Source organism: Kribbella sp. WER1, assembly GCF_054189145.1.
In genome coordinates, this window is sequence record NZ_CM135186.1 from 3911238 (window position 1) to 3929559 (window position 18322).

Consider the following 18322-nt stretch of genomic DNA (forward strand, 5'->3'; position numbering starts at 1 on the left):
CCGAGTCGTGAACATCGGCTCGAAAAAGCCGCCGTTTCTCACGAGTCGGCGAACCCTGCCCGGACCATCCGCCACGACTCGGCAATCGCTTGGGGGTTTGGGTTGGGTCAGCCGAAGGGCTGGCGGTGCTGGTGTTCCTCGGGGTAGCCGTTGCCCGCGGCGTGGGTGGGTGCGTGCGTCTGGTGGGTACCGGGGGCCGCTTGCCCGGAGCGCCCGTCCGGGTGGACCGGCTGCACCGCGGGTGCGGCGGCTGCCGCCGGAGTCGTGGGTGGGGTGGGTGCGGGTGGGGGTGGGGTGGTGGAGAGGTTGTCGCGGATGGTTGTGAGGAGGCGGCGTTCTACGGCTTCCAGTTCGGTGATGCGGTTTCGGATTTCTTGTTCTTCGGCTCGGGCTTCGGCCACCAGGTTCTCGGCGTCGGCGCGGGCTGTGGTGCGGAGGTTTTCGGCGTCGGTCTGGGCGGTGGTGCGGACGGTGTCGGCGTCGGTGCGGGCCGTTTCGCGGAGGTGGTCGGCGGTGCGCTGGCTCGCGCTCAGGACGCTCAGTTCGTAGCGGCGTAGCTCGTCGACGAGTTCGCCGGCGGGGCGTTGCGAGTCGAGGATGGCGGCTGCGGGCTGCGGGATCTCCGTGTCGGGGAGGGTGTTCTCGAGTGCCGCGATCTGCTGGTCGACGCGGGTGAACAGGTCCGCGACGTCGGTCCGCATCTGGCGGATCGTGGTCGCCGCCGCCTGCACCCGCTCGCTGGCCTCGCGTTCGCGTTCCCGCGCCGTACGCTCCGCCGACGTGATGACGTCGAGCGCGACCACCGCGGCCCGCTCGGCAGGATCGTCCGGAACGGTCTCCCGTACGACGCCCTCCGCCGGAGCCTCCTCCGCGGACGCACCCATCGCGACCGTACGCCGCAGCGGCACCTCCCGGATGAACAGCACCGCGAGCAGGCTCACCACGGCCGCACCGGCCGCGATCACGAAGATCCGCCCGGTCGCGTCGCCGTACGCGTGCCGCACGATCTCCTGCACCGGACCCGGCAGCGAGTTCACGTCCAGCACGCTGCCCGACCCGCCCTGCGCCGCCGCGGCCGCACCCGGGCCGAGTTCGCGCAGGTGTTCGGTGATCAGGTGCGTGACCCGCGTCGCCAGCACCGCGCCGAGCACGGACACCCCAACGGCACCGCCGAGGCTCCGGAAGAACGTCACGGTCGCCGACGCCGCACCGACCTCGCTGACGTCGACGGTGTTCTGCACCGCGAGCACCAGGTTCTGCATGGTCATGCCCATCCCGAGGCCCATCGCGAGCATCCCGAGGCCGACGTACCAGTACGGCGACTCGTGGTCGATGGTGCCGAGGACGCCGAGGCCCGCGGTCAGGCACAGCCCGCCGATCACGAGGTACCGCTTCCACTTGCCGAACCGGGTGATCAGCTGCCCGGACCCGACGGAGCCGAGGAACGACCCGAACATCATCGGGATCGTCAGCAGCCCCGCCTCGGTGGCGCTGTACCCGCGGGCGACCTGGAAGTACTGCCCGAGGAACACCGCGCTGCCGAACATCGCGATCCCCACCGAGAGGCTCGCGAGGATCGCCAGCGCCGTGGTCCGCTCCTTCACGACCCGCACCGGTACCAGCGGGTCGGCCGCGCGCGTCTCGACCACCACGGCCAGGATCGCGAGCACCGCCGTACCGCCGAGGTAGGCACCGGTCTGCCAGGACCACCACGGGAAGTGCTCGCCGGCGAACGACACCCAGATCAGCGGCAGGCTGGCCGCGCCCGCGATCAGCAGCGCGCCCAGGTAGTCCATCTTGACCTTGCGCTTCACCAACGGCAGGTGCAGGAACTTCTGCAGCACGATCAGCGACACCACGGCGAGCGGTACGCAGACGTAGAAGCACCAGCGCCAGCCGAGCCACGACGTGTCCACGATGACGCCACCGACCAGCGGACCGCTCACGGTCGCGAGCGCCATCACGGCACCCATGTACCCGGAGTACCGGCCGCGGTTGCGGGGCGGGATCGCCGCGCCGACGATCGCCTGCGCGAGCGCCATCAGGCCGCCCATCGCGAGCCCCTGCAGGACCCGGGCGCCGATCAGGAACGGCACGTTCTGGGAGGCGCCGGCCAGCATCGAGCCGATCACGAACGCGACGATCGCGAGCTGCACCAGCAGCTTCTTGCTGACCAGGTCGGACAGCTTGCCCCACACCGGCGTGGAGACGGTCATCGCGAGCAGGCTGGCGGTGACCACCCAGGTGTACTGCGTCTGCGAACCCTCGAGGTCCGCGATGATCGTCGGCAGCGCGTTGCTGACGATCGTCGAGCTGAGCACCGCGGTGAACAGCGCCGCGAGCAGCCCGGCGAGGATCTCCAGGATCTCCCGGTGCGAGAGCTCGGGATCACCCGCGGACGGTGGTGGTGGCGGTGCGGCCGGGGCGGACTCCGGCTCGGCATAGCGGGAGCGGTAGGTGGGGTGGCCGACCGGTGTGGCCGGCTGGGTCTGGGTGGCAGACATCAGCTTCCGTTTCGTACGGCGGGAACGCGACGACCGGAGCAGTGGCGTGCACTGCCCCGAGGCGGAAACGGCCGGCGCCGGGGGGACGCCCCAGACCTCACCCAGCCCGATATTTGGTTGCAACTATCAACTTTAATCCCGCGCCGTCAGCAACTGTTCACCGGGAGCCATCAAACGCTCGTCGGATGAATTATGAGACGGGCCCTCCTCGAAACTGGTTTTCGCCCGTACGATCCGGTGCTTGTTGAGAAATCAACACTCCGGTCTCCGGCGGAGCTGTCAGGGCCCGCCGGAGACCTTCACCCGAACGCGGCAACCAGTTCGTCCAGACAGTGGCCGTCGGCCATGATCAGCTGCCCCGGCGCACTCAGCGCGGGAGCGAACGGCCCCATCCACAGCGCGCCCTCGGCCGGCTCGCACGCGGTGCCGTAGACGACGGTCCAGGCCGGGGCGCCGGTGGACATCTCGACGATCGCCGCCTCCAGGTCGTCGGCGGACCGGCCGATCGTCGGCTCGAACCCGGCCGCGCGGCAGGCCGCCGTCAATTCGTCGCGCAACCACGGGTCGTTGGGCAACCGCAAAGGCAGCCCGGCCAGGTCGATCAGTTTCACCCCGTCGTCGGCGCGGTACGCCGCCGGGACCAGCACCGAGAGCGGGTCGCGCCAGAGTTCGACCACGGTCAGGTCGGCTGCCGCGACTTCTCCGCGGACGAACGCGACGTCGAGTTCTCCCGAACGCAGCGCAGTCAGGTACTCGGCCGTGGTCCCGGAACTGAGTTGGATCTCGAGCCCGGGCGTTCGGGCGCGCAGGGTGGTGAGGCCGCGTTCGAGGCGGGCGCGGAGGCCGGGCGCGGTACCGATGCGGAGGGTGCCGGACAGACCCGAGGCGAGCGAGGCGGCGACCTCGGCGGCCTGGTCGGCGGCGGCGAGGACGGCGCGGGCCTCGCGGAGCATCCGTTCGCCGTCGCCGGTGAGCCGGACGTGGCGGGAGGAACGGTCGAGGAGCCGGAGGCCGAGTTCGCGTTCGAGGCGGGCGACCTGCTGGCTGACCGCGGGCTGGACGATGTTCAGCTGCTCGGCGGCGCGGCCGAAGTGCAGTTCCTCGGCGACCGTGACGAAGTACCGCAACTGCCGCAGCTCCATCAGCGATCACGACTCCTTATCGCTGTACAGCGTAACTGCGTCTGGGTCAGCGCTCCCGGCGCCCGTTGACTGGTGCCATGAGGATCGGACTGTGGATCGACGAAGAGGGCAAGACGGTCGCCGAGATCGGTGCCGCCGCGCGGGCCGCCGAGGAGGCCGGCATCGACCGGATCTGGTTCAGCCAGCGGCTCGGCTGGGACGCGCTGACACTGATCGCCGGCGTTGCGCCGTACACCAGGACCATCGAGTACGCCGTCGGCGTGGTGCCGGTGTACCCGCGGCATCCGCTGGCGCTCGCGGCGCAGGCGCTCAGCGTGCAGGCGCTGATCGGGAACCGGCTGACGCTCGGCGTCGGCTCGAGCCACCCACACATGGTCGAGGGCATGCTCGGCCTGTCGATGGATCGCCCCGCGGCGTACGTCCGCGAGTACGTCGAGGCGCTCGGCCCGCTGCTCACCGGCGCGCCGACCGAGTACGCGGGTGACCGGCTGACCGCCCGCGGGCAGGTCACGGTCCCCGGCACCGAGGCGCCCGAGCTGATCCTGGCCGCGCTCGGCCCGCGGATGCTGAAGACGGCCGGCGAACTGACCGCCGGTACGACGACCAGCTGGGCGACGCCGAACGTCATCGAGGACTTCGTCCGCCCGACGATCGACCGGGCCGCGATCGCCGCCGGCCGGCCCGCGCCGCAGGTCGTCGCGGGGACCTGCGTCGCGGTCACCGACGACCCGGACGGGACCCGCGCCTGGATCCGCGATCACTACGGCGCCGCCGGTTCGATGCCGGCGTACCGCGCGGTGCTCGATCGCGGCGGGAACGCGGGGCCGGAGGACACCGCGGTGGTCGGCGACGAGGCGGCGGTGGCCAGGCAGATCCAGCAGTACCGGGACGCCGGCACGACGGAGTTCCTGTTCTGCCCGGTCGGGACCGACGCGGAGATCGAGCGGACGATCAGGTTCGCGCTCGACTACGTGTAAAGGCAGCGGCCCGTGCTACGACGTACGGGTATGGACATCCAGAATGCGGTGCAGCAGCGGATCGACGAACTGGTGGAGGCGGAGCTCGGGCTCCAGGTGGCGGCGTACCGGCACGGCGAGCTGGTCGTGGACGCGGTCGCCGGCGACGGCGTGACCCCGGACTCCCTGTACTTCGCCGCGTCCACCGGCAAGGGCGCGTCCGCGACGGTCGCGAACGTGCTGGTGGACCGCGGCGTGCTCGACTACGACCGGCCGATCGTCGAGGTCTGGCCCGAGTTCGGCGCGCACGGGAAGGAGAAGGCGACGCTGCGGCACGTCCTGACGCACTCGGTCGGGCTGCCCGCGCTGCCGCCGGACACCACGCGCGAGACCTTGCTCAGCAAGGTCGAGTACCTCGCGGCCGCCGAGCCGTGGTGGGAACCGGGCACGAAGATGACGTACCACGCGGAGACGTTCGGCCTGCTGGTCGGCGAGATCGTCCGGCGCGCGACCGGCCGGACGATCGGCGAGGTACTGCGGGAGGTCGTCGCCCCGCTCGGGATCGAGAACGACGTGTTCTTCGCACTCCCGGCCGACCAGCGAGACCGGCTGGTTCCGTTGGTCGAACCCGCGGGCGCGGAGCCGATGTTCGCGATGCTGGCCGAGCTGTTCGGCCAGGTCGCGCCGCCGGCCACGATGCCGCGCGCCGCCGTCCTGAACCAGCCGGAGAACCTCGGCGTCGAGGACCCGTCCAGCGGCGTGCTGACCGCGCGCGGGATCGCCAAGCTGTACGCCGGCCTGATCGGCGAGGTCGACGGCGTACGGCTGGTCCGCCCCGAGTCCGTACCGGTGATCACCGGGCCCGCCCTGGTCACGAAGGACGAACTGCTCGGCAACGAAGCGAAGATGGCGCTCGGCTACGCGATCGGGCGGCTGGGATCGAGCGCGGAGGAGAGCCCCGCGTCGTTCGGCTGGCCAGGGATGGGCGGGAGCGTCGCCTGGGCGGACACCCGCGCAGGCGTCACGTTCGCACTGACCAGGACGCTGTTCGACCCGGCGGGCTCGCCGTCGGCGATCGAGATCGGCAACCTGGTTGCGAAAGCTCTTTACTGAAAACCCTTTAAGGAAAGGGCTTTCAGCTCTCGCGAACCGCGCTCTGGTCGATCCATACGAGATGGCCGTGGTGACTGACGAGGACCTCGTCGGTCCCGGCCGTCCCGGTCCGGCGGCCCAGTTCCTGGCCGGCGATCCAGCGTCCGCCGATCAGGATCTGTACTGCGATCGGCCGCGCCGGTGAGGGGGCTACGGGCATGGCACCTGCTTCTGGACAGGGGCGGATGATGGAGGAAGGTTTGGGGGGCTGCTGTTCAGCCATTCGCAAGCCTACAACCGCAGCATGACAGACCGTTAGCGGTAACTCGAAATCGTCAGGAGCAACATGCCCAAGCCGATCTTCGTGGTGCAACTGCACGATGCCAGGCGGCTGCACTACGACGTACGGCTGGAGGTGGACGGCGTCCTGAAGTCGTGGGCGGTGCCGCGCGGGCCGTCGCTGGATCCGGTCGTGAAACGGCTCGCGGTGATGACCGACGACCACGACCTGGAGTACGCGTCGTACGAGGGGGTACACCGGGAGGCGAAGTACGGCAGCGGGGCGGTGATCGTCTGGGACGCCGGCGTCTACACGAACCTGACCCGCGACGACCGGCGGCAGCTCGTCGACCCGGCCGAGGCGATCGAGCGCGGGCACTTGAAAGTGCAGCTGCACGGCGTGAAGCTGAACGGCGCCTGGGCCTTCACCCGGACCGGCGGCGACTGGCTGCTGGTCAAGGTGAAGGACGCGGATGCCGACCCGGGCCTCGATCTGACGACCGCCGAACCGCACTCGGTGCTGAGTGGTCTGACCATAGAGGAAATGGCCGCCTCCTGAGACACTCGTGCGTAGGACCTGTCTGGTGATCCAGCGCCGTAGCGAGGAGGTGCCCGGTGCGGTAGCTCGGCGCGCGGGGGCGAAGGGGTCGATGCGGAGCATCGTTCCCTTTGCACCCGTGCGGCGAGATGCCGTGCCGGGTGCCCCGCAGTAGGCGCTGGATTACCAGACAGGTCCTAAATCCTCACCGCCCCGGAGGACACCAATGCGCACGCCTGCCGCCCTACTGTCCGGCGTACTCCTCGCCGCCCTGCTCCCGCTCCCGGCCACCGCCGCGCCGCCCACGGTCTGGACCCACAACGCCGCCGACCGGCTCTTCCCGTACGACGCCCGCCCGGCGAACGCCCCGACGGCGATCGACCTGTACGCCGCCCGCAACGAGACCGAGGCCGCCCAGGTCGCGATCCGCCCGGCGGCCGCGGTCCAGAACGTCTCGATCACGACCACCCCGCTGACCGGCCCCGGCGGCGCGACGCTTTCCGACATCGCGGTCCGCCGCGAGTACCTGCACCCGAACGTGGTCCCGATCGGCCCCGGCGTCGAGATCCAGGGCACCGGTTCCGCGTACTACGACGCGCTCGTCGACAACACGCCCCGGACCTTGAGCGCGAACGTCACCCAGCCGTACCACTACAGCGTCCACGTCCCGGCCGGCGCCGCGCCCGGCGTCTACACCGGCTCCGCGACCGTGCAGAGCAGCGCCGGGAACACCGTCGTACCGGTCCGGGTGACGGTCTACCCGTCGACGATCCCGCCGACGAACCGGTCGACGTTCCGGATGAACAACTGGACGACGTCGGCCGGCTGGGACTACACCGGCACGATCAAGGCGATCCCGCTGCAGTACGGCGTCCAGATGTACGACGAGAACTGGTGGCGGGTGATCACCGCGATGGCCCGCGATCACGCGAAGCACCGGAACAACGTGGTGTTCGCTGACTTCCAGGCGCTGCTGATCCCGAACACCACGATCGATGCCGCGGGCAACTACAGCTTCGGCTGGCAGTCGTTTGATCGTTTCATCAAGATCTACCAGGACGCGGGCGCGCTGCAGTGGATCCACACCCCGCACCTACTGAACGCCAGCGGCTCCGGTCACGGCCCACAGCTCGAGATGCTGCAGCGCGCCGCGGACGGGTCGACGCAGATGGTCCCGGTACCGACCGGGACGCCCGAGGCCTCGGCGTACCTGGACAAGCTGTTCGCGGCGCTCAAGCAGCACCTCGACCAGCTCGGGCTGACCGACATCTTCTACATGAGCGCGAACGACGAGACGACCGTCAACGCGGACCGGGACGCGGCGAACTGGCTGTACGCCATCTACCGCCGGCACTTCCCGAACCCGCGCCTGAACGAGGCCCAGCTGGCGATCATGAACCCGAACGCGACCGTCACCGCGAACACCCCGCTGATGGACCTGTACGAGAAGAACGCCGGCTATTTCCAGACCGACAAGCTCAACGGCACGGAGCTCTGGCTCTACAACTGCACCGTCCCGCGCGGCACGTACCTGAACCGCTTCCTGATGTCGTACCTCGCCAGCACCCGGCTGACCCCGCTGCTGGCCTGGAAGACCGGCGCCGTCGGCTATCTGCACTGGGGCTGGAACTACTGGTACGGCGGCAACGACACCCCGATCGACACGTTCGACGGCGCCCAGACCGGCGACGCGTACCTGGTCCGGCCGAACAAGGCGGCGTACGACCTCTACGACAGCATCCGCAGCGAGGCGCAACTGGACGGGATCGAGGACTACGAACTGTTCACCCAGCTCGCCGCGACCAAGCCCGTGCTGGCCAAGGCGCTCGCGAACTCGTTGCTGACCAACTCGTTCACCGCCGACAAGTCCGGTGTCGCCGCGGACACCGTGCACCGCCAGGTCCTGGACGCGCTCGCCGCCGGCGGCCCCGACCAGTCCTATCCGTACGCCGACGACTTCGCGACCGGCTCGCAGTCCTGGCAGTCCAAGGGCGGCACCTGGTCCGTCTCCGGCGGCGCGCTCACCCAGACCGACACGTCCCAGTGGGACTACGTGGCCGGCCTCGAGGCGCGGGCGTACGGCGATGTCGCTGCCTCGGTCGACCTGCAGATCCGCGGCGTGAACGCGTACGGCGGCGACACGAACTGGGCCGGGATGGTGATCCGCAACCTGAATCCGACCGACATGGACACCGGCTACCTGGTCGCGCAACGGAACAACGGCGAGGTCTTCGTGTACCGCAGCGGCAAGACCCTCGCGACCGCTGCGGCCCCTTACGTCAAGGGGCAGTGGAACCGGCTCCGGGTGGTCGCTCGCGGGTCCCGGATCATCGTGTACGTCGGCACGACGCAGGTGCTGTCCGTGACCGATTCGGCCTTCACCGCAGGCGGAATCGGGCTCGCGAGCGGCGGCGTGAACGTTGCCTTCGACAACGTCCGGATCAACCCGGACGTGAACCCGGCCGAGGGTTCGGCGGTGCAGGTGTCCTCGACGTACGACCGGGACGGCTGGAGCGCGGCCGCCGCGGTGGACGGACGGCGTACCTCGGACGCGTCCTCGATGGGGTGGACGAGTGACGTCGGCCCGAGCGCGGTCTTCAAACTCGACCTGGGTGCCGTCCGGTCGATCGGGCGGGTCGACCTGTATCCGCGGACGGACGGCGGCAACCTCGGCGCCGGGTTCCCGGTCGACTACACCGTCGAGGTGTCGGCAGACGGGGCCACGTGGACGACGGTCGCGGACCGGAAGGACCAGGCGCGGCCGAGCGGCGTACAGACGGTGCCGTTCGCGGCGCGGGACGTGCGGTACGTGCGGGTGACCGGGTCGCGGCTGAGCCCGGATCCGCTCGGGGCGACCCGGATGCAGTTCGCCGAGGTGGAGGTGGCCGGCGGGAACCTCGCGGCCGGACGCCCGGTGAGCTCGTCGACGTCCTCGGAGTACCCGAACGAGGGCTGGCTGCGAGCGAATCTGACCGACGGCGCGCGGCAGTCGCGGCTGTGGAACTCGATGGGCTGGACGAGCGAGTCGGTCCCGGCCGGGTCGCCGCAGTCGGTCCGCGTCGACCTCGGCGGGCCGAGCGTGATCGGCCGGGTGGATCTGTACGGGCGGTCGGACGGGGCGAGTACGGGTCAGGGGTTCCCGATCGACTACGCGGTGGAGACGTCGCTCGACGGGGTCACCTGGACGGCGGCCGCGACGGTCAGCGGTGCGGCGCAGCCGGGTGCGGGCCAGGTGACGCACACGTTCGCGGCGCGGACGGCGCGGTACGTGCAGGTCCGTGGCACCCAGCTGCGGCCGGACGGGGAGGGCGGTTACCGGATGCAGCTCGCGGAGCTGGAGGTGCGGTGACTCACCAGCCGTCGATGTGCAGGACGTCGTCCAACGGCTGACGGGGCGCGGGCTTGAAGTTGGTCCCGATCGTGTACGCGGTCGGGATCAGCACCGTCTGCCGGATGTCCTCGGGCAGCCCGAGCAGCTCCTGGACCTCCTGCTCGTAGGTCAGGTGCAGCGTCGTCCACGCCGTACCGAGGCCGCGAGCGCGGGCGGCGAGCATGTAGCTCCACGCCGACGGGAGGATCGAGCCCCAGAGCCCTGACTGATTCCCGGCGGGGAGCTTCTTCGCCTGCAGACAAGGGATGACCAGCACGGGGACCTGCCCCATCCGCTCGCCCAGGTAGGCGACGCTGTCCCCGACCCGCCGCTGCACCGGACCACGCTCCGGGTCCTCCGCGTGCAGCTTCCCGGCCGCACCCGGACCCGCCAGGTACTGCTCGACGGCCCGCCGGTAGTACTCACCGACCGCGGCCCGCTTCTCCGCATCCGTGATCACCACCCAGTGCCACGTCTGCCGATTACTCCCCGACGGCCCCTGCAACGCGATCTCGAGACACTCCCGGATCACCTCCATCGGCACCGGCCGCTCCAGATCAAGCCGCTTCCGCACCGTCCGCGTCGTGGTCAGCAGCTCATCAGGATTGAGATCGAGTGTGTAGGTCACGCACAGCAGTCTACAGTAGTCCCGAAGTAGATTATCTACTAAAGGATCGACCCATGCCCCTGAACCTGCCGACCGACGAACTCCTGTCCACCACCCGCGCCGAGCGGTCGCGGACATCTTCCGGCGGGCTGTCGGCCAGGCGCCGGGGCAGCCTTTGAGTGCGGACGACGTACGGCGGATGAATCACCACGCCCGGTCGACGGAGCGGGTGTTCGACAGCCTGCAGTACCTGGTGGACAACATCCACCGGGTGCCGGCGTTCGTGATCCCGGCCGTCGAAGGGCGGACCGACCGTGCGCCGACGACCGTACAGTCGGGGACATGGGGGTCGATCCTGCCGGCCACGTGGAGCTTCATGCTCGCGGCGTTCATCCCGCTGGCGTTCACGATCGGTACCGGATTCCGGCCGGCCAAGCGGGTTCCGCGCGAGGAGGTCCTGCACTGGGACCGCTGGTAGTACTACTCGAACGGTGTCGGGTCGCCGGCGCCGATGCGGACCAGTTCGGGGACGTCGTCGGAGAAGTCGACGACGGTGGTGGGTTCGATGCCGACCTCGCCCTCGATGACCGCGTCGATCTGGTTGTCGAGCTCTTCCTTGATCTCCCAGCCCTGCGTCATCGGCTCCTCGTGGCCGGGGAGCAGGAGCGTGCTGGAGACCAGCGGTTCGCCGAGCTCGGCGACGAGTGCCTGGGTGATGATGTGGTCGGGGATGCGCACGCCAACGGTCTTCTTCTTCGGGTGCAGCAGCCGGCGCGGGACCTCCTTGGTGGCCGGCAGGATGAACGTGTAGCTGCCGGGCGTGGCCGCCTTGATCGAGCGGAACACCGCGTTGCTGATGTGCACGAACTGCCCGAGCTGCGCGAAGTTCTCGCAGACCAGCGTGAAGTGGTGCCGGTCGTCCAGGTGCCGGATCGTGCGGATCCGGTCGATGCCGTCCCGGTTGCCGAGCTGGCAGCCGAGCGCGTAGCAGGAGTCGGTCGGGTACGCGATCAGCCCGTCCTCGCGCAGCAGGTCCACCACCTGCCCGATCGACCGCCGCTGAGGGTTCTCGGGATGGATGTCGAAATACCTGGCCATGGCCGTCGAGCCTACTGCGCCGGCCCGGTGGGTACCGCGGTCACCACCAGATTGTCCTGGTATCCGCCCCGGGACGCGTCGTACGCGCCCGTGCAGGTGATCAGCACCAGCCGCTGGTCGACGGTCTGGTCGAACGCCCCGCTCGTCGTCGCGAGCGCGTCCTTCCGGACCGCTTCGACCGACACCACCCGGTACGCCGCGGTGTGCCCGGAGCCCCGCAGTACGACGACCTCGCCCGGCCGTACGTCGCGCAGCCGGGCGAAGTACCCGAGGCCCTCGGTCTTCGTGTCGACGTGCCCGGCGAGGACGACCGAGCCGTACGGGTCCCCGGCCTCGGCGCCGCCGTCCCACCAGCCGACGTTCCGCGCCTGCGCGGGCACCTGCAGCTGACCGTCGACGGTCGTTGCCGTGAGCACCGATGCGTGCGCACCGCCGGGCAGGACGACCAGCTGCGGTACGAAACGGATGCGTTGGCTCGGCGCGGGCGTGCCGATCTGGCCGGGCGGCACCGACGTCCGCGAGGCCGGCGTACCGGTGGTCGGCGTACCGGTGGTGTGGAACGTGAACGGGGTCGTCGGCGCCGGCACCGCGCTGCTCGCCCCGGCCGAACATCCGGCCAGGGCGAGACAGCACGAGCTGATGACCAGCAACCGCTTCAGCGACGGACCGCTTTCCGGACGACTGCCTTGCGGGCGGCTCCGACGGCGAAGGCGAGCGCGGCGAGCAGCACCACGACCCACAGCCCGGACTGGCCGGCAGAGCTCTGCGCCTGGTCGAGCGCTGCCGCCTGTCCACCGGTGCCCGTGTTCACCACCCGCGGTTTGTCCGACCCGGTCGCCGGGACCTTGATGGTGCCGAGCGCGACCGTCATCGTCTTCTGACTCGGCGCGCCGATCGCGAACACCCGGGTCAGGTACCCGGCCCGGACCGGCAGCGGCAGCGGACCGAGCACGACCGGCGACGTCGCCCCGGTCGGCACGATCTCGACCGTGTACGTCGCGGCCGGAACCACCACGTCCAGCGATTCCCCGTTCGCGACGTTCTGGAAAAGCACCTTTCCGTTCACCCGGATGTCGGCCGGACCGACCGCCGCGTCGTGCGCGACCCGCAATCCGCCCTTGTCCTTCGGTACCGCGGTCAACTTGTTCGCGTACGTGGTGACCAACGGCGCCCCGGACGGCGACACCGGCTGATGAATGACGACGTCCAGACTCGCCCCGGACCCCGCCGTGACCTCCCGCTGGATCACCACCTTGCCGCCCTGTTTCGCGGTGATCGTCCGCTGGCCGGCCGCCACCCCGAACGGCCCGACCAGCTTCCCGCCGGCCACCCCGGCGGCCACCAGGCGCCCGTCCACGCTGATGTCCAGGCTGCGCCCGGGCAATCCCTGGACGAAGTACAGATTCGCGCCGGCAGCGGCTCCGGCCGGCGCCGGGAGCACCGCCGGGACCGCGGCGACCAGCACCGCGAGTGCCCACGAAAGCACCCTCCGAATTACCGGACCAGGAATACCCGAAACATTTTTGTGTACGGCCCGGAATGACCCGGACACCCTCCGCTCTCGCATTCTTCTCCCCCTCGGAGTTCACCTGAAAATAGCGAAACAATTCCCCCACCCAACGAATTCGGGCGTATCCTAAACAGCACTTCGAGCAGGCCGCCAGAGGACGCACCGGTCTTGTATGTCGGCGGCCCGGCCCGGTTGCGTGGGGGTGACATCGGGGGTGCACGAGCGGGCCCGACTACTGGCGGCGACCGTGCTGTTGCTGGGGTACAGCACGGCCGTCGCCTGTTCGGCCGATTCCGTAGTACCGACGGCGCCGAGTCCCGGGCTGGGCAGCGCCCGGCCACCCGTCGGGACGGCTCCGCCGACTACGCCCGGGCGGAGCACGCCCGGGGTCTCGCTCACCGTCGTACCGCAGCCGGACGGGTCGTTCGACGTCACCGAGTCGCTGCTGTTGCCGGCGGCCACGGACATGCTCACGTTGCAACTGCCGGCGTCCGGCGCGGACCTGCCCGGGATGATGTCGCCGACGAAGCCGCAGGTGACGAACCTCCGGGTGCTCGCCGACGACCAGTCCGTACCACTGGAGAACACCTCACTGCCCGGCGCCGACTACGTCCCGCTGACCGCCGCGGCCACCCGGATCCAGCTGACGTACCGGCTCTCCGGCTCGGCCGTCCTGGCGACCCCGTCGCAGACCGGGCGGGCCGGCGCCGCGATCCGGCCGCTGACCGCCGGCGCCGACGGATCACTGCCGACCGACGTCACGGTGACGACCGGGCTGCTGAACGCGGTCTGCCCGCTGCTGTCCGAACCGCGCTGCACAGTCGGCGATCCGCCGAACCTCACGATCACTCCCGGAATCCCGGCCGGAAAGGCCCTCGTCGTGCTGCAGCTCGATCTGCCACGCTGAGCGCATGGCAGAAGAGCGGATCGCGCTGGGCACGGCCCGTGGCCGGTGGGTGCTGGCCGCGACGGCGCTGGGATCGGGAATGGCGTTCCTGGACGGCACGGTCGTGAACGTCGCACTGCCGGTGATGGGCAAGGACCTGAACGCCGACATGGCCGGTCTGCAGTGGATCGTCAACGGATACATGCTGATGCTCGCCTCGCTGGTACTGCTCAGCGGCTCACTCGGCGACCGGCTCGGCCGCCGGCGGACGTTCGTCATCGGGGTGATCTGGTTCGCGGCGGCCTCGGTGGTCTGCGCGGTCGCGCCGAACCTCGAGGTGATGATCGCGGGCCGGGTACTGCAGGGCATCGGCGGCGCGCTGCTGACACCGGGCAGCCTGGCGATCCTGCAGACCACGTTCCAGCACTCCGATCGCGGCAAGGCGGTCGGCACCTGGTCGGGCCTGACATCGGTCGCGGCGGCCGTCGGGCCGTTCGTCGGCGGCACGCTGGTCGACAGCGGGTACTGGCAGCTGATCTTCCTGATCAACGCGCCGCTCGCGCTGGCGACGGTCCTCGTGACGCTGCGGCACGTCCCTGAGACCCGCGACGAGGAAGCCGGCGGCAAGCTCGACTTCAACGGCGCGATCCTCGCGACCGTCGGGCTGGCCGGGCTCACGTACGGCCTGATCAGCGCCGGCGACCACGGCTTCCGCGACCCGGCGGTCCTGACCAGCCTGGTGATCGGCGTACTGGCGTTCGCCGCGTTCGTCGAGGTCGAGCGGCGCGGCTCGCACCCGATGCTGCCGTTGAGCATCTTCGCCAACCGTCGCTTCACCGGCGCGAACCTGGTCACGGTCGTCGTGTACGGCGCCCTCGGTACGGCGACATTCCTGGTCGTGGTCTACCTGCAGACGGCGCTGCACTACTCGGCGCTCTGGGCCGGTGCGTCGCTGCTGCCGATGACCGCGCTGATGTTCGGGCTGTCCGGGTACGCCGGCGGACTGTCGGACCGGATCGGCGCGCGCATCCCGATGACCGTCGGACCGGTGCTGATGGCGGGCGGGTTCCTGCTGATGCTGCGGATCGACAGCAACTCCAGCTACGTGACCGCCGTACTGCCGGCCGTCGTCCTGCTCGGACTCGGTCTCGTCGCGACGGTGGCACCGCTGACCGCGACCGTGCTGTCGTCGGTCGAGGACCACCACGCGGGCATCGCCTCCGGCGTGAACAACGCGGTCGCCCGGTCGGCACAGCTGATGGCGGTCGCCGCGATCCCGATGGCAGCGGGCATCACCGGCGACGCGTACCGCAATCCCGTTGCCTTCCACAACGGCTTCGGCAACGCGCTGGTGATCTCGGCGGTGCTGGCCGCGGCCGGGGGCGCGATCGCCTGGCTCACACTCGGCGACCGCGCCCGCCCGGGCGTGGTGCACCACCACCCGCACTGCGCGCTGGAGGCCCCGCCGTACGCGGACAGCAAGAACTGATTTGTCGACTTGTCCCCAGCGGTTTTAAGATACGATCGTGCGGAAAACGAGCAGGATCTGGGGGCGGGCCGCGTTCGGCGCGATCGCGATGGCGGTCGCGCTCGGTGCCGCGGGGGCGGTGGCGGAGCTGATCGGCAACCGCTACGTACCGGCAGCGGTCTGCGCGCTGGTCGCCGTACTGCTGATCCGCCCGCTGCGGCGCCGGACCGAGCTCGGGCTGGTCGACGGGCTGCGCGGCTTCGGCACCGGGGTGGCCGTGACCGGCGGCAGCGCGATCGTCGTCCTCGGCCTCGGAACCCTTGCCGGCTGGATCTCCTGGGGCAGCTTCCACCTCGGCGACGTGCTCGTCTTCGTGATCACCAACGCGGTGATCGCGACGCTGCTCGAGGCGTTCCCGGAGGAGATCTGCCTGCGCGGCCACACCTGGACGACGTTACGCTCGCGGTACCGCGCGGCGGTCGCGGCCATCGGTACGACGTTCCTGTTCCTACTCGTCCCCGGTCTGTCGTCCGTGGTCCAGGCGATCCTGACCGCGTCGCCGGAGACGGTGCGCCTGGTGCCCGCAGGCCAGGAGCCGGCGTCGTACCTGATCCTGCTGACCGTCTTCGGGTTCACGTTGATCGCGGCCCGGCGGGCGACCGGGTCGTTGTGGACGAGCATCGGCACCCACCTGACGTTCCTCACCGTGAACCGGCTCAGCATCGACGGCGCCGCCCGGGACGCCGGCTGGTCCGCCGACCTGGCGAGTCCCGACGTACTGCTGCTGATCCCCGGCTATTTGTTGCTCGCGGCAATTACCTACCGGATCCTCGGGACCGCGAGGTAGTGCTTGCGGCTGTCCGGGTCGAGGCGTTCGATCGCGTAGCGGAGCATGGTCCGCGGCATCCGGCCGGCGTACCGGTCGAGGAACGCGCGGAGCTCGGCCTCGTCGACGCGTTTGCCGGCCTCGCGGAGCATCCACCCGGACGCCTTGTGGATCAGGTCTTCTGGGTCGTCGAGGACCTCCGCGGACAGCCGGTACGTGTCGGCGGTCTGGCCCTGGTTGATCAGGTACTGCGTGGCGACCAGGGCGATCCGCCGTTCCCACAGGGACGTCGAGCGGACGAGTTCGTCCAGCGGGTCCCGTGCCTTGTCGAGCAGGTACCCGCCGACGACCTGCGGGGCGCTGCAGTCGACCAGGTCCCAGTTGTTGATGTACGCCGTACCGCGCAGATAGAGCTCGTACACCGCGTGCAGCTCGTCCGGGTTCGCCGTCCGCGGCTTGAGCGCCCGCGTCGCGCGATCGGCCAGCACGCACAGGATCGTCAGGCGGTGCTCGTGGATCGGGCTGCGCAGCGCCTGCTCGAGGTCGTCGAGCGGTAGGGGTTCGCGCAGGTACGGCTTGAGGATGCCGCGGATCGTGGACAGCTTCACGCCGATCATCCGGTCGCCGTACCCGTACTCGCCCGGCCCGAGCTTGAAGTAGCGCGCGAGAATCTCCGCGGCCGCCGGGTCAGCGGCCGCGTCGACGTCGGCGAGGAGCTGCTGCGTACTCAGACCAGCATCCCGCCCGTCGCCCGCAGGTTCTGCCCGGTGATCCAGCGCGAGTCCGGACCGGCCAGGAACGCCACCACGTCGGCGACCTCGGCCGGTTCACCCATCCGCCCGAGCGCGGTGATGCCGACCAGCAACTGCTCGGCCTCGGGCGGGTTGTGGTCGTGGAACATGTCGGTGTCGGTCGCGCCCGGCGACACCGTGTTGACGGTGATCGCGCGCGGTCCGTACTCGCGGGCCGCGATCTTGACGAACTGCTCGAGCGCGGCCTTGCTCGCGGCGTACAGCGAGATCCCCGGGCCCGGCATCACCGTGTTCAGCGTCGACAGCGCCACGATCCGGCCGCCGTCGGCCAGCACCCGGCCGGCCCGCTGGATCGCGAAGTAGGGGCCCTTCACGTTCGTCGCGAACAGCTGGTCGTAGTCGTCGACCGTGACGTCCGCGATCGGCTTCACCATCGACCGCGCGGCATTGCAGACCAGGATGTCCAGTACGCCGGTCGGCTCGGCCGCCCGGTCGAACAGCCCGTCGATCGCGGACAGGTCGGCCTGGTCCGCCCGTACGGCGATCGCCCGGCCGCCGGCGGCCTCGACGTCGGCGACCACCTGGTCCGCGGCCGATCCGCTGCTCGCGTACGTGAACGTGACCACCGCGCCGTCCGCGGCAAGCCGGCGTACGATCGCCGCCCCGATGCCCCGGGAACCGCCGGTGACCAGCGCTGCCATGCCGTCGAGAACGCCCATGAGGCCCTTGTCTACCACCAGCTCAGGTCGGAGAGGTCACGCTCCGGGTTCCATCGAGGTGACACCCGTTGTGACGCCTGCGCGATCAGGCATACGGTGTGAGGGCAGGGCAGTTCCATTTCCGCCAGGACCCGCGTTCGTGGCGCTACCCCGGGGGAGATACCCGCGTGACAAGCCAGCCAGAGCCGCGGGACGGCGACATGATCAAGACCACGTTCGACGCGGTCACCGAAGAGCTCGAAGCCGGCGTCCTGCTGGTCCGGATGTCCGGCGAGATCGACATCGCGAGCACCGAGTTCGCCGCCGCCGCGATCCACGCCGCGATCGCGCCGCCCGCCCGGCTGGTGCTGATCGACCTGTCCGCCGTCACGTTCTGCAGCTCCGCCGGCCTCGGCAACCTGGTCGAGGCCCGCAACCTCGCCGGCCAGCACGACATCACACTCGCGCTGGTCGGCGTCGGCCGCCCCGTCGACCGCCCGCTCACCGTCACCGGCCTCGGCGGGCAGTTCCGGATCTACGGCACCGCGAGCGAGGCACTTGCGGACTTGTGAGGTCGTTGAACCTTCGAGGCCACC

Annotated in this window: 18 protein-coding genes; 9 read left to right on the forward strand and 9 right to left on the reverse strand. The window is 70.2% G+C overall.

Annotated elements, in window-relative coordinates:
* Positions 1–107: 107 nt before the first annotated feature.
* Positions 108–2504, reverse strand: coding sequence for an MFS transporter (locus tag ACXJJ3_RS18785; protein ID WP_458171481.1), 2397 nt, complete (start codon positions 2502–2504; stop codon positions 108–110).
* Positions 2505–2803: 299 nt separating this feature from the next.
* On the reverse strand, positions 2804–3646 hold the full coding sequence (locus tag ACXJJ3_RS18790) for a LysR family transcriptional regulator (RefSeq protein WP_458171482.1): 843 nt from the start codon (positions 3644–3646) through the stop codon (positions 2804–2806).
* Positions 3647–3723: 77 nt separating this feature from the next.
* Here ACXJJ3_RS18790 and ACXJJ3_RS18795 point away from each other — a divergent pair, with 77 nt between their 5' ends.
* Together ACXJJ3_RS18795 and ACXJJ3_RS18800 are read left to right on the forward strand one after the other, a co-directional pair.
* Positions 3724–4623 carry a TIGR03564 family F420-dependent LLM class oxidoreductase gene (locus tag ACXJJ3_RS18795; protein ID WP_458171484.1) on the forward strand — a complete coding sequence of 300 codons (900 nt, stop codon included), beginning with the start codon at positions 3724–3726 and terminating at the stop codon, positions 4621–4623.
* Positions 4624–4653: 30 nt separating this feature from the next.
* Positions 4654–5715 carry a serine hydrolase domain-containing protein gene (locus tag ACXJJ3_RS18800; protein WP_458171485.1) on the forward strand — a complete coding sequence of 354 codons (1062 nt, stop codon included), beginning with the start codon at positions 4654–4656 and terminating at the stop codon, positions 5713–5715.
* A 22-nt stretch (positions 5716–5737) separates the two neighbouring features.
* Here ACXJJ3_RS18800 and ACXJJ3_RS18805 read toward each other — a convergent pair whose 3' ends face one another.
* Positions 5738–5914, reverse strand: coding sequence for a hypothetical protein (locus ACXJJ3_RS18805; protein ID WP_458171486.1), 177 nt, complete (start codon positions 5912–5914; stop codon positions 5738–5740).
* 126 nt (positions 5915–6040) lie between these two features.
* Between ACXJJ3_RS18805 and ACXJJ3_RS18810 the strand changes: the two genes are divergently transcribed.
* Entirely contained in the window at positions 6041–6532 is a 492-nt protein-coding gene (locus tag ACXJJ3_RS18810; protein WP_458171487.1) for a DNA polymerase ligase N-terminal domain-containing protein, read from the forward strand.
* Positions 6533–6737: 205 nt separating this feature from the next.
* The gene (locus tag ACXJJ3_RS18815; protein ID WP_458171488.1) at positions 6738–9860 is read left to right on the forward strand and encodes a discoidin domain-containing protein; all 3123 of its coding nucleotides are present in this window, start codon (positions 6738–6740) and stop codon (positions 9858–9860) included.
* Position 9861: 1 nt separating this feature from the next.
* Here ACXJJ3_RS18815 and ACXJJ3_RS18820 read toward each other — a convergent pair whose 3' ends face one another.
* Positions 9862–10509 carry a nitroreductase family protein gene (locus tag ACXJJ3_RS18820; protein ID WP_458171489.1) on the reverse strand — a complete coding sequence of 216 codons (648 nt, stop codon included), beginning with the start codon at positions 10507–10509 and terminating at the stop codon, positions 9862–9864.
* Between the two features lie 178 nt (positions 10510–10687).
* Between ACXJJ3_RS18820 and ACXJJ3_RS18825 the strand changes: the two genes are divergently transcribed.
* Positions 10688–10966 (forward strand): hypothetical protein, encoded by a 279-nt coding sequence (locus tag ACXJJ3_RS18825; protein WP_458171490.1) that lies wholly within the window; start codon positions 10688–10690, stop codon positions 10964–10966.
* Positions 10967–10968: 2 nt separating this feature from the next.
* On the opposite strand, the gene ACXJJ3_RS18830 is transcribed toward ACXJJ3_RS18825, so the two are convergent.
* The 3 genes from ACXJJ3_RS18830 to ACXJJ3_RS18840 are packed head-to-tail and all read right to left on the reverse strand — an operon-like array spanning position 10969 to position 13072.
* A complete protein-coding gene (locus ACXJJ3_RS18830) occupies positions 10969–11586 on the reverse strand; it encodes an L-threonylcarbamoyladenylate synthase (RefSeq protein ID WP_458171492.1) in 618 nt (205 codons plus the stop codon).
* A gap of 11 nt (positions 11587–11597) precedes the next feature.
* On the reverse strand, positions 11598–12236 hold the full coding sequence (locus ACXJJ3_RS18835) for a class F sortase (RefSeq protein WP_458171493.1): 639 nt from the start codon (positions 12234–12236) through the stop codon (positions 11598–11600).
* Positions 12237–12241: 5 nt separating this feature from the next.
* Complete coding sequence (locus tag ACXJJ3_RS18840) at positions 12242–13072, reverse strand: DUF4397 domain-containing protein (RefSeq protein WP_458171494.1); 831 nt, start codon at positions 13070–13072, stop codon at positions 12242–12244.
* Between the two features lie 226 nt (positions 13073–13298).
* Between ACXJJ3_RS18840 and ACXJJ3_RS18845 the strand changes: the two genes are divergently transcribed.
* Genes ACXJJ3_RS18845 through ACXJJ3_RS18855 form a run of 3 tightly spaced genes read left to right on the forward strand, consistent with a single transcriptional unit; the run spans position 13299 to position 16297 of the window.
* Positions 13299–14003 (forward strand): hypothetical protein, encoded by a 705-nt coding sequence (locus ACXJJ3_RS18845; protein ID WP_458171496.1) that lies wholly within the window; start codon positions 13299–13301, stop codon positions 14001–14003.
* Between the two features lie 4 nt (positions 14004–14007).
* The gene (locus tag ACXJJ3_RS18850) at positions 14008–15471 is read left to right on the forward strand and encodes an MFS transporter (RefSeq protein ID WP_458171498.1); all 1464 of its coding nucleotides are present in this window, start codon (positions 14008–14010) and stop codon (positions 15469–15471) included.
* 37 nt (positions 15472–15508) lie between these two features.
* Positions 15509–16297, forward strand: coding sequence for a CPBP family glutamic-type intramembrane protease (locus ACXJJ3_RS18855; protein ID WP_458171499.1), 789 nt, complete (start codon positions 15509–15511; stop codon positions 16295–16297).
* On the opposite strand, the gene ACXJJ3_RS18860 is transcribed toward ACXJJ3_RS18855, so the two are convergent.
* Positions 16270–17052 (reverse strand): DNA alkylation repair protein, encoded by a 783-nt coding sequence (locus ACXJJ3_RS18860; protein ID WP_458171912.1) that lies wholly within the window; start codon positions 17050–17052, stop codon positions 16270–16272. The two genes, ACXJJ3_RS18855 and ACXJJ3_RS18860, sit on opposite strands and share 28 nt — an antisense overlap.
* A complete protein-coding gene (locus ACXJJ3_RS18865) occupies positions 17004–17747 on the reverse strand; it encodes an SDR family oxidoreductase (protein WP_458171500.1) in 744 nt (247 codons plus the stop codon). The genes ACXJJ3_RS18860 and ACXJJ3_RS18865 overlap by 49 nt, the downstream gene beginning before the upstream one ends.
* Before the next feature lie 167 nt (positions 17748–17914).
* Here ACXJJ3_RS18865 and ACXJJ3_RS18870 point away from each other — a divergent pair, with 167 nt between their 5' ends.
* Complete coding sequence (locus tag ACXJJ3_RS18870) at positions 17915–18298, forward strand: STAS domain-containing protein (protein WP_458171502.1); 384 nt, start codon at positions 17915–17917, stop codon at positions 18296–18298.
* The last annotated feature ends 24 nt before the right edge of the window (positions 18299–18322 follow it).

Excerpts from the sequence above, each read along its gene's own strand:
- ACXJJ3_RS18865 (WP_458171500.1), bottom strand. The coding sequence starts at position 17,747 with ATGGGCGTTCTCGACGGCATGGCAGCGCTGGTCACCGGCGGTTCCCGG.
- ACXJJ3_RS18850 (WP_458171498.1), top strand. The coding sequence starts at position 14,008 with ATGGCAGAAGAGCGGATCGCGCTGGGCACGGCCCGTGGCCGGTGGGTG.
- ACXJJ3_RS18795 (WP_458171484.1), top strand. The coding sequence starts at position 3,724 with ATGAGGATCGGACTGTGGATCGACGAAGAGGGCAAGACGGTCGCCGAG.
- ACXJJ3_RS18790 (WP_458171482.1), bottom strand. The coding sequence starts at position 3,646 with ATGGAGCTGCGGCAGTTGCGGTACTTCGTCACGGTCGCCGAGGAACTG.
- ACXJJ3_RS18785 (WP_458171481.1), bottom strand. The coding sequence starts at position 2,504 with ATGTCTGCCACCCAGACCCAGCCGGCCACACCGGTCGGCCACCCCACC.
- ACXJJ3_RS18810 (WP_458171487.1), top strand. The coding sequence starts at position 6,041 with ATGCCCAAGCCGATCTTCGTGGTGCAACTGCACGATGCCAGGCGGCTG.
- ACXJJ3_RS18800 (WP_458171485.1), top strand. The coding sequence starts at position 4,654 with ATGGACATCCAGAATGCGGTGCAGCAGCGGATCGACGAACTGGTGGAG.
- ACXJJ3_RS18825 (WP_458171490.1), top strand. The coding sequence starts at position 10,688 with ATGAATCACCACGCCCGGTCGACGGAGCGGGTGTTCGACAGCCTGCAG.
- ACXJJ3_RS18830 (WP_458171492.1), bottom strand. The coding sequence starts at position 11,586 with ATGGCCAGGTATTTCGACATCCATCCCGAGAACCCTCAGCGGCGGTCG.
- ACXJJ3_RS18815 (WP_458171488.1), top strand. The coding sequence starts at position 6,738 with ATGCGCACGCCTGCCGCCCTACTGTCCGGCGTACTCCTCGCCGCCCTG.
- ACXJJ3_RS18805 (WP_458171486.1), bottom strand. The coding sequence starts at position 5,914 with ATGCCCGTAGCCCCCTCACCGGCGCGGCCGATCGCAGTACAGATCCTG.